Annotated in this window: 12 protein-coding genes and 1 riboswitch; of the genes, 7 read left to right on the forward strand and 5 right to left on the reverse strand. The window is 66.8% G+C overall.

Annotation, left to right across the window (positions count from 1 at the left end; all coding sequences use genetic code 11):
• Positions 1–124 precede the first annotated feature (124 nt).
• Complete coding sequence (locus ACU5AP_RS06695) at positions 125–631, forward strand: DUF2177 family protein (RefSeq protein ID WP_433942409.1); 507 nt, start codon at positions 125–127, stop codon at positions 629–631.
• Here ACU5AP_RS06695 and ACU5AP_RS06700 read toward each other — a convergent pair.
• From ACU5AP_RS06700 to ACU5AP_RS06710, 3 genes are read right to left on the reverse strand one after another with little or no spacing between them, the layout of a single operon-like run.
• Positions 628–1,434, reverse strand: a complete 807-nt coding sequence (locus ACU5AP_RS06700) for a DUF1295 domain-containing protein (RefSeq protein WP_446680978.1) — start codon at positions 1,432–1,434, stop codon at positions 628–630. The genes ACU5AP_RS06695 and ACU5AP_RS06700 overlap by 4 nt on opposite strands.
• Complete coding sequence (gene chrR, locus ACU5AP_RS06705) at positions 1,431–2,072, reverse strand: cadmium/peroxide/UV radiation responsive anti-sigma factor ChrR (RefSeq protein ID WP_003163825.1); 642 nt, start codon at positions 2,070–2,072, stop codon at positions 1,431–1,433. Before chrR ends, ACU5AP_RS06700 begins: the two co-directional genes overlap by 4 nt.
• Positions 2,069–2,641, reverse strand: a complete 573-nt coding sequence (locus ACU5AP_RS06710; protein ID WP_252970108.1) for a sigma-70 family RNA polymerase sigma factor — start codon at positions 2,639–2,641, stop codon at positions 2,069–2,071. Before ACU5AP_RS06710 ends, chrR begins: the two co-directional genes overlap by 4 nt.
• 164 nt (positions 2,642–2,805) lie before the next feature.
• Here ACU5AP_RS06710 and ACU5AP_RS06715 point away from each other — a divergent pair, with 164 nt between their 5' ends.
• The 6 genes from ACU5AP_RS06715 to ACU5AP_RS06740 all read left to right on the forward strand — a co-directional run bounded on the left by ACU5AP_RS06715 (position 2,806) and on the right by ACU5AP_RS06740 (position 10,128).
• Entirely contained in the window at positions 2,806–4,140 is a 1,335-nt protein-coding gene (locus ACU5AP_RS06715) for an NAD(P)/FAD-dependent oxidoreductase (RefSeq protein ID WP_128719865.1), read from the forward strand.
• On the forward strand, positions 4,137–4,940 hold the full coding sequence (locus ACU5AP_RS06720; protein WP_313428837.1) for a DUF1365 domain-containing protein: 804 nt from the start codon (positions 4,137–4,139) through the stop codon (positions 4,938–4,940). Before ACU5AP_RS06715 ends, ACU5AP_RS06720 begins: the two co-directional genes overlap by 4 nt.
• On the forward strand, positions 4,930–6,393 hold the full coding sequence (locus ACU5AP_RS06725) for a cryptochrome/photolyase family protein (protein WP_128719867.1): 1,464 nt from the start codon (positions 4,930–4,932) through the stop codon (positions 6,391–6,393). The genes ACU5AP_RS06720 and ACU5AP_RS06725 overlap by 11 nt, the downstream gene beginning before the upstream one ends.
• Positions 6,394–6,421: 28 nt before the next feature.
• Positions 6,422–7,645 carry a class I SAM-dependent methyltransferase gene (locus tag ACU5AP_RS06730; RefSeq protein ID WP_446680979.1) on the forward strand — a complete coding sequence of 408 codons (1,224 nt, stop codon included), beginning with the start codon at positions 6,422–6,424 and terminating at the stop codon, positions 7,643–7,645.
• A 113-nt stretch (positions 7,646–7,758) separates the two neighbouring features.
• Positions 7,759–7,974: riboswitch (cobalamin riboswitch) on the forward strand.
• A gap of 110 nt (positions 7,975–8,084) precedes the next feature.
• Entirely contained in the window at positions 8,085–9,071 is a 987-nt protein-coding gene (locus tag ACU5AP_RS06735; protein WP_313428832.1) for a DUF1852 domain-containing protein, read from the forward strand.
• 28 nt (positions 9,072–9,099) lie between these two features.
• Positions 9,100–10,128, forward strand: a complete 1,029-nt coding sequence (locus ACU5AP_RS06740; protein ID WP_446680980.1) for a methionine synthase — start codon at positions 9,100–9,102, stop codon at positions 10,126–10,128.
• A 73-nt stretch (positions 10,129–10,201) separates the two neighbouring features.
• Here ACU5AP_RS06740 and ACU5AP_RS06745 read toward each other — a convergent pair whose 3' ends face one another.
• On the reverse strand, positions 10,202–10,579 hold the full coding sequence (locus tag ACU5AP_RS06745; RefSeq protein WP_128719871.1) for a MerC domain-containing protein: 378 nt from the start codon (positions 10,577–10,579) through the stop codon (positions 10,202–10,204).
• 82 nt (positions 10,580–10,661) lie between these two features.
• The gene (locus ACU5AP_RS06750) at positions 10,662–12,716 is read right to left on the reverse strand and encodes a TonB-dependent receptor domain-containing protein (RefSeq protein WP_446680981.1); all 2,055 of its coding nucleotides are present in this window, start codon (positions 12,714–12,716) and stop codon (positions 10,662–10,664) included.
• Positions 12,717–12,762: the final 46 nt, after the last annotated feature.

The raw sequence follows: 12,762 nt of genomic DNA on the forward strand, positions 1-12,762 counted from the left end.
ATCGAGTGGGAATGATTCAGGCTCTTTGAAAGTCTCTTGGCGCTGCTTCCAGCGGCGTCGATAGATTGCCGACATAAAGTGATGTAGCGAGACCCTTCGAAGTTTTCGGGGGGTCTCTTTTTGGGTGGCGTCTTTTCTGAGGGTCTCCAGAAAGGTCTCTTTTCAGAAACTGATCCACGCCATGTCGGCGAGCGTATGGACATCGACGCTTCGGGAGAGCCAGATGAATATCGCCATCGCCTATATTCTCACCCTCGCCACCTTCGCGGTGATCGACACGGCCTGGTTGGGGAGCATGGGGGATCGGCTCTATCGACCTTTCATCGGCTCTATGCTGGCTGATAATTTCAGGCTCGCGCCCGCAATCGCCTTCTACACCCTGTACGCGGCCGGGCTGACGATCTTCGCCGTCTTGCCGGGGCTGGCCGAGGGCGGGTGGAAAAAGGCCTTGTTGTGGGGCGGTTTGTTCGGCCTGTTCGCCTACGGAACCTACGACCTGACCAATCTGGCCACGCTGAAGACCTGGAGCCTGAAGCTCTCGCTCATCGACATGACGTGGGGCGTGATCGTCAGCGGCGGTTCGTCCGCGATCGCCTGCGCCCTAGCCGCCAAGGCGTTGCGTCTTCTCTAGTCGCGCGGCGGACGAGGGAAGAAGACGCTGGTGCGGGCGGCGTAGGCGGCGAAGGCATGGGGCCGTGAGCGACGCATATGGGCCTCCAGCAGGGGCACGCCCGATACGCGGGTGAGCAGCCAGTAGATGTAGGCGGGCCCGCTCAGCGCCAGCCAGCCCCAGGGCCAGCCGCCGCTCAGGTCGACGGCGAAGATCGGCCAGGCGCACCAGCCCAGCCATTCGAAGAAGTAGTTGGGATGGCGCGACCAGGCCCAGAGGCCCGCGTCGCAGACCTTGCCCCGGTTGGCGGGGTCGGTCTTGAAGCGTTTCCGCTGATGGTCGGCCAGTCCTTCGCCGATCAAGGCGACCCCGAACACCAGAGTCGCAAGGGCGTCCTGAAACGTCAGGCCCGGCGCGGGATTGCGGGCGGCGACGAGGATGCTGAGCGCCAGGAAGGCGGCGGCGCCCGCCTGCAGCATCAGAAAGCCGAACATCCGCGACTGGAAACGCGGCCCCCACTCCTGTCGCAGGCGGGCGTAGCGCGGATCCTCTTCTGATGAGCGGGCGCGCGCGGCGATGTGCAGCCCAAGGCGCAGCCCCCAGGCGCCGATCAGGCAGGCCGCCAGCGTCTGGCGAGCCGACGGCGCGCCGTCGTCGAGCGGAAAGAGGGCGACGAAGACGCCCGCGGCGCCCAGGCCCAGCGACCAGAAGGCGTCCGCCCAGCCGCCCTGTCCCGTGCGACGCTGCACCAGCCAGGCGGCGGTCATGACGAGGACGAGGAACAGCGCCGCCCCGGCCCACAGCGCCAGGACAGGGCCGATCACAGCCGCACGAAAGGCTGCATCAGACGGCCCAGCCAGCCGTCGAGCTGAATCTGGCCGTCCAGGGCGACGACGCACAGGCACGGCTCGTCGGAGACGACGCGCGGTCGGTGCAGCACATCCTCGTCGGCCTCTTCCAGATCGCCGACCCCGAACCGTTCGGTCTCGGTGGCGTAGGCGCCGGACAGGACGCAGGTCAGTTCCACGCCGCCGTGGGTGTGGCGAGGGGTCTCCCGGCCGGGTTCGATCTTCAACAGGATGACCCGGCAGTCGCCGTCGCGCGGGGCGTGCACGTCGCGCACCCGCATCCCCGGCCCGATCCAGCGCCAGGGGCCGAGGGCGTAGCGGCGCAAGGGTTCGGGCAGTTCCGCCATGTCGTTCAGCGGCGGCGGAACGCGCGCCTCGCCGGCGTCGGTCTCGATCCGCGCCATGGCTCGGGCCAGAGCGCCGTCTGACAGGTCCGCGGGACGGGTGGTCTCCAGAAACTCGCCGCCGACGGACTGCAACCGACGGACCCAGGCGTCGTTGGCGGGCCGCAGCGCCAGGTGGGCGGCGACGACCACGGCCTCGGGCGGGCTCAGCGTCCCTGCGGCGTAGGCGAGCAGGCGTTCTTCGGAAGGATTGCGGGCGGCGACGGTCATCGCGACGCCTCCTCTGACGGTTCAAGGATCGTGCGCAGCTTGATCATGGCGTTGCGGATACGGGATTTGACCGTGCCCAGCGGCAGGTCGAGCCGCTGGGCGATTTCGGAATGGGGGCTGTCCATGAAGAAGGCCAGGCGCAGGACTTCGACCTGATCGGGCTTCAGCCGGGACAGGGCTTCGCGCACCCGCCGGGCGTCGTCCGCCATGGCCAGGATGGCGTCGGGCCGCATCGCCTCGTCCTCAGTCGGTTCGATCTCGGGCGTGGGCAGGGCGCGGGCGTCGCGTCGCAGCATGTCCAGGCGGCGGTTGCGAGCGATGGTGAATATCCAGGTCGCAGCCCGCGCCTTGCGGGCGTCGAACAGGTCCGCCTTGCGCCAGACGGTCAGCATGGCGTCCTGGGCGAAGTCTTCGGCTGCGGCGGCCGTCGCGCCCGACTTCATCAGCCAGGCCTTCAGGCGCGGGGCGAAATGTTCGAACAAGCGGGCGAAGGCTTCGCGATCGCGGCGAAGGGCCACCGCCTCGATCAGCCGATCATGCTCAAGCGCGTCTTCAGCCTCGTCGCTCATTACGCCGACGCGCTGTTCAGGGGATGCGAAAGACGGAGCCTCGACATGCATGGAGCCTAATACGCTTCGCGCAAAAGTCTGGATCAATCGTCATCCGTTCGACCGCTCCGGTCGTATCAGCCGGACCTGCATCGCCTTCGATCGCGGGTTTCGCCGGAGCTCCCATGTCGTCATCCTTCGCCGCCCCGTCCAAAGCGCCCCTGAAGGTCGCCGTCGTGGGGTCGGGCGTGGCCGCCCTGTCCTCGGCCTGGCTGCTGTCCCAGAGGCACAGGGTCACGCTCTATGAAAAGGCCGAACGGCTGGGCGGCCATTCCAATACGGTGACGGCCGGAACGCCGCAGGGCGAGGTTCCTGTCGATACGGGCTTCATCTGCTTCAACGACGCTACCTATCCCAATCTGATCGCCCTGTTCGAGCATCTCGGGATTGCGACACGGGCGACCGACATGTCCTTCGCCGTGTCCTTGGATCAGGGGCGGTTCGAATACGCCGCGCCGGGCCTGTTCGCTCAACGGCGCAATCTGCTGCGGCCGCGCTTCTGGTCCATGCTAAGCGAGATCCTGCGGTTCTATCGGCAGGCGCCGGAGGATCTGTCCGAGCTGACCGATCCCCAACTGACGCTGGGCGACTATCTGAAGCGACAGGGGTTCAGCGAAGCCTTCCGCGACGATCATCTGCTGCCGATGGCGGCGGCCATCTGGTCCTCGCCCGCGCACGCCTTGATGGACTATCCGGCCGAGGCCTTCATCCGCTTCTGCGGCAACCACGGTCTGCTGAAGCTGGTCGGTCGCCCCCTTTGGCGTACGGTGGAGGGCGGCAGCCGGGTCTATGTCGAGAGGCTGGCGCGGGCGATTCCCGACATTCGTCTGGATCGCGGCGTGACGGCGGTGCGGCGCTCCGGCGAGGGCGTCGTCGTCCATGACAGCCAGGGCGGCGTCGAACGGTTCGACCATGTGGTCATCGGCGCCCATGCGGACCAGGCCCTGGCCATGCTGGCCGAGCCGACGCCGCGCGAACGAGAGGTGCTGGGGGTTTTCCGCTACAGCCGCAACTTGACCGTGCTGCATACGGACCAGAGCCTGATGCCGCGTCGTCGTCGCGCCTGGGCCAGTTGGAACTACATCGGGGCCGACGACGGCCTGTGCGTCACCTACTGGATGAACCGGCTCCAGGGGCTTGGGGGGCAAAACCTGTTCGTCACCCTGAATCCGCCGCGTCCGCCGCGTCCGGACACCCTGCTGCGCAGCGAACTGTACGAGCACCCCATCTTCAACCCCGCCGCCATTCAGGCCCAGAAGCAGTTGTGGAGCCTGCAGGGGCAGGGCGGCGTCTGGTTCTGCGGCGCCCATTTCGGCGCGGGCTTTCATGAGGACGGCCTGCAGTCCGGCCTCGCCGTGGCCGAACAGCTGGGCGGGGTGCGGCGGCCCTGGACGGTCCGGAACGAGAGCGGGCGCATCCATCTGCCGCCCGTGCCCAACCTATTGGAGGCGGCGGCGTGACCCAGGCCTCGGCCCTGTATCGCGGCGGCGTCACGCACAGGCGGCTGCGGCCGCGCGATCACCGCCTGAACTATCGCGTCTTCTGGCTGCTGCTGGACCTGGCTGAGATCGACGGCCTGGATCGGCGGCTGCGCCTGTTCTCGCGCAATCGCTTCAACCTGCTGTCCTTTCACGATCGGGACCACGGCGACGGTTCGGGCGCGGCCCTGCGGCCTCAGATCGAGGCCTGGCTGGAGCGGGCCGGGGTCGCGCTGGAGGGCGGGCCGATACGCCTGCTGACCATGCCGCGCGTGCTGGGCTATGTCTTCAATCCCATCAGCCTCTTTTATTGCCATCGGGCCGACGGCCGTCTGGCGGCGGTGGTCTATGAAGTGACCAGCACCTTCGGCGTGCGCCACGCCTATGTCATCCCCGTCCCGGTCGAGGACCAGGCGGCGGGCCTGATCCGGCAGGGCGCGGCCAAGGCCCTGTATGTCTCGCCCTTCATGGGGATGGAGATGGACTATGAATTTCGCGGCCATGCGCCGGGCGAGCGTCTGGACCTGACCATCGATGGCGTCGACTCGGGCGGCGTGCTGATCACGGCCGCCATGTCGGGCGAGCGCCATGACCTGACCGACGCCGATCTGCTGTCAGCGGCGGTCGCCCTGCCGTTCCTGACGCTCAAGGTCGTGGCTGCGATTCATTGGGAGGCGCTGAAACTCTGGCTGAAGCGGGTTCCTCTGACCCGTCAGCCGTCGCCCGCCTGGGAGCCTGTGACGATTCAAAAACAAGCGCGGGAGAGCCGTCTTGGCCGGTGAGTTCTCGCGTCCCGTCATCCTGTGGTTTCGGCGCGATCTCCGGCTGACGGACAATCCGGCGCTGACGGCCGCGATCGCGACCGGACGGCCGATTTTGCCGGTCTACATCCTGGACGAGAGCGGAGAGGGGCGTCGTCTCGGCGCCGCCTCCCTGTGGTGGTTGGACAAGTCGCTGCGGGCGCTCGATGCGGCGCTGAGCGGACGCGGGGGGCGGCTCATCCTGCGGCGCGGCGACAGCGAGGCCGAACTGCGCCGTCTGATCGACGAGACGGGCGCGGACGGGGTCTTCATGAACCGGCGCTTCGAACCGGACGCCTTCGCCCGGGACGCCGACATCGCCCATGCCCTGAAGGCCGAAGGCGTCGACAGCCACGGCTTCAACGGCGGTCTGCTGGTGCGTCCCGGCGCCGTGCTGACGGGTGAAGGGAAGCCCTATCGGGTCTTCACCCCCTTCCTGAAGGCGCTGTTGCAAGTCGTGCCTGAAAAGCCGGCGACGCCCGCGCCCGAGAGTTTGACCACGCCCGAGGGACCGGCCGGCGACGATCTCGACGCATGGGGACTGCATCCCTCGGCGCCCGACTGGTCAGGCGGCTTCGACTGGACGCCGGGCGAGGCGGGGGCCGCGGCAGCCCTGTCCGCCTTTATCGACGGCGGCCTGGCGGACTATGCCGCGGGGCGGGACGTGCCGGGGCGTCACGGAACGTCGCGCCTGTCGCCGCACCTGCACTGGGGCGAGATCAGTCCGCGCGGCGTGGTTCGGGCCGTTCGCGCCGCCGCCGTCGAAGGGCGTGTCGCCTCCGTCCAGGCTGACAAGTTCGTCGCCGAGATAGGCTGGCGAGAGTTCTCGGCCCATTTGCTGCATCACTTCCCCTACGTGACCGAGCGGGCCTTCCGGCCCGAGTTCGACGCCATGCCCTGGCGCACCGATCCCGAGCGGCTGCAGGCGTGGAAGAGAGGGCGGACCGGCTATCCCCTGGTCGATGCGGGGATGCGGGAGCTGTGGGCGACCGGCTGGATGCACAACCGCGTGCGGATGGTGGTCGCCTCCTTCCTGATCAAGCATCTGCTGATCGACTGGCGCGAGGGCGAGGCCTGGTTCTGGGACACGCTGGTGGACGCGGATCTGGCCAGCAATGTGCAGAATTGGCAGTGGGTCGCCGGTTCCGGCGCCGACGCCGCTCCCTATTTCCGCATCTTCAACCCTGTGGCCCAGGGCGAGAAGTTCGATCCTGTCGGCCGTTATGTCCGTCGCTGGGTTCCTGAACTTCGCGCCTTGCCGGACCGCTGGCTGCACGCGCCATGGACGGCGCCGGGCGCTGTTCTGGCCGAGGCGAGCATCAGTCTGGGGCGCGACTATCCACGTCCGATCGTGGATCATGGCGACGCGCGGGCGCGGGCCCTGGAGGCGCTGAAGGCGGTCTCGGGACGACGCGTGGATGACGAGGCGCTATGACGCCGTTACGCAAGAGGCTTGTGACGCCATGACCACGACCTTCTACGGCGACCGGCGGGAAAAGACATCGGCCCCTGTGCTCGACCTGCTGCTGCGGCTGTTGTCCTCGAACTGGACCTGGGGGCGGCTGACCCTGGTGCTGCCCGACGGCTCGAGCCGACAGCTGACCGGCCGATCGCCGGGGCATTCGGCCGTTCTGGTCACCCGCGATCCGCGCTTCGCCGCCCGGGTGCTGAAGAGCGGCGACATCGGTTTCGCCGAGGGCTATATGGCGGGGGAGTGGGATACGCCGGACCTGGCGGTTCTGCTGGAGACCCTGGTCAACAACTATGACCACATCAGGCGCCTGTTCGACGGCAATCCCCTGATGAACGCGGTCAACTGGCTGGGCCATAGGCTGAACCGCAACAGTCGTCGCGGATCGCGCCGCAACATCCACGCCCACTATGATCTGGGCAACGCCTTCTATTCGGCGTGGCTGGACCCTTCCATGACCTATTCCGCGGCGCGGTTTGAGCGGCCGGGGCAGTCGCTGCAGGAGGCCCAGCGGGCGAAATACGCCGCCCTGGCGCGCCTCATGGATCTGCAGCCGGGTCACAGCGTGCTGGAGATCGGCTGCGGCTGGGGCGGTTTCGCCGAGTTCGCGGCGCGCGAGGTCGGCGCCGTCGTCACCGGCGTGACCATCTCGCGCGAGCAGCACGACTACGCCCGCCGTCGGATGTTCGAGGCGGGGCTGGCCGAGCGCGCGGACATTCGCCTGATCGACTATCGCGACGTTCAGGGACGCTTCGATCGCGTCGCCTCCATCGAGATGTTCGAGGCCGTGGGGCGTGAATACTGGCCGACCTACTTCCAGAAAGTTCATGACGTCCTGAAGCCCGGCGGACGCGCCGGACTGCAGATCATCACCATTCAGGACGATCTGTTCGACGAGTATGACGCCCGCACCGACTTCATCCAGAAGTACGTGTTCCCCGGCGGTTCGCTGCCCTCGGAGGCCAGGATGGCGCCCGTGGTCGAGAGCGCCGGACTGAACCGGACGGCCGTGGAACGCTTCGGCGGGGACTACGCCGACACCCTGGCCGAATGGATGCGCCGGTTCGACGCCGCATGGACGGAGATCCGCCAGGACGGCCAGGCGTTCGATGACCGGTTTCGCCGTCTCTGGCGCTTCTACCTGGCCTATTGCGAGGCGGGTTTTCGTTCGGGGCGCACCGACGTGATCCAGATCGCCCTGGATCGGACTTTCTGATCCGCCATGAGTCATGGAGCTTACGAGAACCTCGAACGACCTTTCCTGCTTGTTTAGTTTCATAATGATATAAACATATCTTTATATTGATATTGACTCTGGACTAGGGCGTGTCATCTTCACCGCGTCGTGGTTCTGCGCGTCGCCTGCGGGCGAGGCGGAGCTAAGAGGGAAGCCGGTGAGACCTTGGTCGAGGCCGGCGCTGCCCCCGCAACTGTGAGCGGCGAGCCGATAGTCCATTTCGTGTCACTGAGGGTTCGCTCTCGGGAAGGCCGGACCGGAGGCGATGACCCGTGAGCCAGGAGACCTGCCCCGACAGATAACGTCCTCCGGCGGGGTGTCCGGTCAGGCCGCATGAGCGCCGCGACGGGACGATTCCGAGCGCAGGCGGTCGCGCGTCCCTGTCCGCTGTCTCGCCACAGCATCAACGGCAGAGACCATGGCGAGCAGCGAATTCACCTTCAGCATCAAGCGCACCGCGCTCGACGAGAATTATGTTCCCGCTGAAAACACGCGGATCACGACCAACTTCGCCAACCTGGCCAGGGGCGAGAGCCGCCAGGAGAACCTGCGCAACACCCTGAGGATGATCGACAACCGGTTCAACTCCCTGGCGCACTGGGGCAACCCCAAGGGGGATCGCTACGCCGTCGAACTCACGATCATCTCCGTCGAAATGAGCGTCTCGCCAAGCGAGGGCGCCGACGCCTTCCCGCTGATTGAAATCCTTCAGACGATGGTCATCGACAGAAACACCGGTGAGCGGATCGACGGGATCATCGGCAACAACTTTTCCTCCTACGTCCGCGACTACGACTTCAGCGTGGTTCTGCCGGAGCACATGAAGAACCACCCCGGCGCCGGCGCGCCGGACGGGTTCGGCGACCTGCATGGAAAGCTGTTCAAGCATTTCCTGAATTCGGGCGCCTATCGGGATAATTTCGGCAAGCCGCCTGTCATCTGTCTGAGCGTGTCGAGCAACAAGACCTACCATCGGGCCGGCGATGAGCACGCCGTGCTGGGTCTTGAGTACGAGAATGACGCGTTCTCGCCGACCGATCAGTATTTCGCGAAAATGGGGATGAAGGTGCGCTACTTCATGCCCAAGGGCAGCGTGGCGCCCTTCGCCTTCTACCACGTGGGCGATCTGACGGCGGACTACACCGACCTGGAGCTGGTCAGCACGATCAGCACCATGGAGACCTTCCAGAAGATCTATCGTCCCGAGATCTACAACGCCAATTCGCCGGCGACCGAGCAGTACCAGCCCAGCCTGAAGTGTCAGGACTATTCGCTGACCCGCATCGTCTACGATCGCGAGGAGCGCAGCCGCCTGGCCGTCGAGCAGGGCAGGTTCGTCGAAGAGCGTTTCATCAAGCCGTACCGCGACGTCCTCGACCAGTGGTCCGCCAGCTTCGTCGCCTGATCAGCCTCTCCATACAAAGTCATCCGTCATGAAAACCCTGTTGCCCACCTCGACCGCCGGCAGCCTGCCCAAACCCGTCTGGCTGGCTCAGCCCGAGACCCTATGGTCGCCCTGGAAGCTGGAGGGCGAGGAACTGGTCGAGGCCAAGCGGGACGCCCTGCGTCTGTCGCTGGACGATCAGCGCCGGGCCGGCATCGACATCGTCAGCGACGGCGAACAGACCCGCCAGCATTTCGTCACCACCTTCATCGAACATCTGGACGGCGTGGACTTCGAGACGCGCAAGACCATGCGCATCCGCAACCGCTATGACGCCAGCGTGCCGGTGATCGTGGGCGCCGTCAGCCGTCAGAAGCCGGTCTTCGTCGAAGACGCCGAATACCTGCGCCAGCAGACAGATCAGCCGATCAAATGGGCCCTGCCGGGGCCGATGACGATGATCGACACCCTTTATGACGACCACTACGGCAGCCGCGAGAAACTGGCCTGGGAATTCGCGAAAATCCTCAATGAAGAGGCGCGGGAGCTGGAAGCCGCAGGCGTTGACATCATCCAGTTCGACGAGCCCGCCTTCAACGTCTTCTTCGATAAGGTGAACGACTGGGGCGTGGCGATGCTGGAGAAGGCGGTCGAAGGGCTGAAGTGCGAGACGGCCGTCCACATCTGTTACGGCTACGGCATCAAGGCCAACACCGAATGGAAGAAGACCCTGGGGTCGGAATGGCGGCAGTATGAGGAGGCCTTCCCCAAGCTGCAGACATCCAGCATCGACATCATTTCACTGGAGGCCCAGAATTCGCGCGTGCCGATGGACCTGATCGAGCTGATCCGGGGCAAGAAGGTGATGGTCGGCGCCATCGACGTGGCGACCGACACGATTGAGACGCCGGATGAGGTCGCAGACACCCTGCGCAAGGCGCTTCAGTTCGTGGACGCCGACAAGCTTTATCCCGCCACCAACTGCGGCATGGCCCCTCTGTCTCGCCGGGTCGCCAACGGCAAGCTGAAAGCCCTGGGCGCCGGCGCCGAGATCATCCGGAAAGAGCTTTCGGCCTGAACGACATCAGCGAAGCGGCCGAGGTGCGTCAGCTCTTCGGTCGCGCGACGGCGGTCAATGGTCTTGCCGGGTATCAGTGGGCGTGGGGCCTGCGTCGCCAGTTCATCAGGTGGGCGGCGCTCAGCAGCAGGCCGCCGGCGACGGTGATCGGCGTCTCGGCCTCGTGCGTCGGCCATTCGGCGGCGGCCAGGAACAGCAGGGCGACGCCGACGGCGCCAAGGCCGATCAGGGGCCAGGCGCGACGGCCGTCCGGCGCAGGGCGAGTCAGCGTCCAGGCGGCGATGGGCGCGGCGGTCAGGGCGAAGGCCCAGTGCGCCCAGGGAGCCTCGGCGAATAACCCCAGAACCGGCAACAGGCCCGCGACCAGAGGCAGGGCCAGGCAATGGATCATGCAGAGGCCGGACAGGCCGATGGCGGCGGCGTCTCCCCAGGCTTGGGCGCGGGTAGTCATGGGCGGTCCTTTCGGGGGAGGGGCGGCCGCGGCGTCGCGATGACGCCGCGGCCAGGCGGGGGAGGAGGAGAGGGAAGGGCGGTCAGAAGCGGGCGCGGAATCCCAGGACGAGATTGCGGCCGCGCAACGGGGCCAGATGGCTGATGAAGGAGGCGTGGTTCAGCGCCTTCTCGTCCAGCAGATTGGTCCCGCGCAGGAAGACCTGGCCGTTGATGTCGGCGATCGTCGGGACGTCATAGGCCAAGGTGGCGTTGACCATGTCGTAGCCGGGCGTCTTGCGCTCGAAGGCGGCGATGCGGTCCTGCGTGAAGACGTGGACGTATTCCAGATTGCCCGACCAGGCGCCCTGATAGAAGTCGCCGCGCGCGCCCAGTCGGCCAGCGGGAATGCGCGGCAGGTCGCCCCCGTCGCCCTTCAACTCGGCGCGGACGTAGTCGCCGAACACCGTGGCTGACAGGCCGGGCCGGAAGTCGTGGGTGATCTGGCCCTCGATCCCGGCGAAGCGGGCGTCGGCCTGGGTGTAGCGGATCAGGCGGAAGTCCTCGAACTGATCCAGCGTCCGCGCATAGACGTAGCCGTCGTAATCATAGCGATACAGGCTCGCGGCGAAGGTCGTGGCCCCCTCGATCTTCTTCAGGCCCAGTTCGATCGAGACGGCCGTTTCGACGTCCAGATCGGGATCGCCGATCTCATAGGTGTTGGTGGCCAGGTGGACGCCGCGCGCATACAGCTCCTGCGCCGTCGGCGCGCGCTGCGAACGGGCCAGGGCCACGCTGGCGATGTAGCCGGGCGTGAAGGTCCAACTGGCCGCGCCGGAGATGGAGAAGGGCTTGTGCTCGGCGTCGGGTCGTCCGCGCGCACGGGCGTCCTGCCATTCCTGGCGCAGGGCGCCTTCGAAGCGCCAGTCGCCGGCGACGTATTCCTCGACCAGGAACAGGGCGTGGTTCTCGGTCCGGCTTTCGGGGATGAAGGACTCGGCGCCGACGGCGGCGAAGTCGCTGCGCGAGGTCTGGGCGCCGATGACGCCGCGCACTCCGCCGATGGCGGCATGCTGCACCTCGATGCGGGCGTCATGGCCTTCGTTGGTGAAGGTGGTGGCGATCTCGCCGTCGTCGATCTCGTCATGGCGATAGTCGGTGAAGCCGCCGCGGAAGCGGATGCGCTCGATCCCGGCGAACGGATTCTGGATCTCGCCGCGCACGTCCACGCGCTTGCTGATCAGGTCGACGATCGGGACATGGTCGTGATCGGGGTCATGGTCATGATCGTGGCCATGGTCGCCGTCGCCGTGGTCGTGGCCGCCGCAATGCAGCTTGGAGCCGTGCGGGTGGCAGGACTCGTACTCGTGGCTGTGGCCGGGCAGGCCGTATTCGCTGCGCTGCTCCGTATAGGCGGCGCCCAGATGGCCGCGCGAACCGATCCATGACAGGCCCAGAGTCGCGGTCGAACTGCGGTTAAACGATCCGTCCAGCGTGGCCTCGTCGAAGTTCGGAACCTCGTAGTCGTCGGTGCGGCGACCGGCGGCCTCGACGCGGATGGCGAAGGAGCCGGCCCCGGCGGTCAGGCCGATCACGCCGGCCTCCTCATTATCCGCCGTGCCCAGGCGGAACTCGGCGACGCCTTCGCCGCCGTTTTCGGGAACGCGCGTGGGGATCTTCCTGTCGATCAGATTGACCGCGCCGCCGATGGCGCCGCCGCCGTAGAGCAGGGCGGACGGGCCGCGCAGGATCTCGACGCCCTCCAGCAGCAGAGGCTCGCCGCCGACCGCGTGGTCGGGCGAGACCTCGGAGGCGTCCATCAGGGCCGAGCCGTCGCTGAGAACCTTGACGCGGGGCGCGGTCTGGCCGCGGATCACCGGACGGCTGGCCCCGCCGCCGAAGGTGTCGGAGTTGACGCCCGGCAGGCCGGTCAGCGTCTCGCCCAGGGTCGATTGTCGGCGCTGGATCAGTTCGTCGCCGCGCAGCACCGCCACATTGGACACCACGTCCCTGCCGGATCGACCCAGGGCGTCGGCCGTCACCACCACATCCTCGACGCGCGTCGAGGCCGGGCCCGATTGCGGCAGGGCGTTCGCCCAGGCCGCCGTCGATACGGCTGAAAAACTCGCGGCCGCGAGCAGGATCGATCGTGTGTGCATGACATCCCCGTTCATGAAGAAGGTTGCTATTATGTTATATCATAAC

The sequence above is a fragment of the Brevundimonas sp. RM1 genome (assembly GCF_052907225.1).

Coding starts and splice junctions, on each gene's coding strand:
- ACU5AP_RS06740 (WP_446680980.1), top strand. CDS start 9,100: ATGAAAACCCTGTTGCCCACCTCGACCGCCGGCAGCCTGCCCAAACCC.
- ACU5AP_RS06735 (WP_313428832.1), top strand. CDS start 8,085: ATGGCGAGCAGCGAATTCACCTTCAGCATCAAGCGCACCGCGCTCGAC.
- ACU5AP_RS06730 (WP_446680979.1), top strand. CDS start 6,422: ATGACCACGACCTTCTACGGCGACCGGCGGGAAAAGACATCGGCCCCT.
- ACU5AP_RS06745 (WP_128719871.1), bottom strand. CDS start 10,579: ATGACTACCCGCGCCCAAGCCTGGGGAGACGCCGCCGCCATCGGCCTG.
- chrR (WP_003163825.1), bottom strand. CDS start 2,072: ATGACCGTCGCCGCCCGCAATCCTTCCGAAGAACGCCTGCTCGCCTAC.
- ACU5AP_RS06750 (WP_446680981.1), bottom strand. CDS start 12,716: ATGCACACACGATCGATCCTGCTCGCGGCCGCGAGTTTTTCAGCCGTA.
- ACU5AP_RS06710 (WP_252970108.1), bottom strand. CDS start 2,641: ATGAGCGACGAGGCTGAAGACGCGCTTGAGCATGATCGGCTGATCGAG.
- ACU5AP_RS06715 (WP_128719865.1), top strand. CDS start 2,806: ATGTCGTCATCCTTCGCCGCCCCGTCCAAAGCGCCCCTGAAGGTCGCC.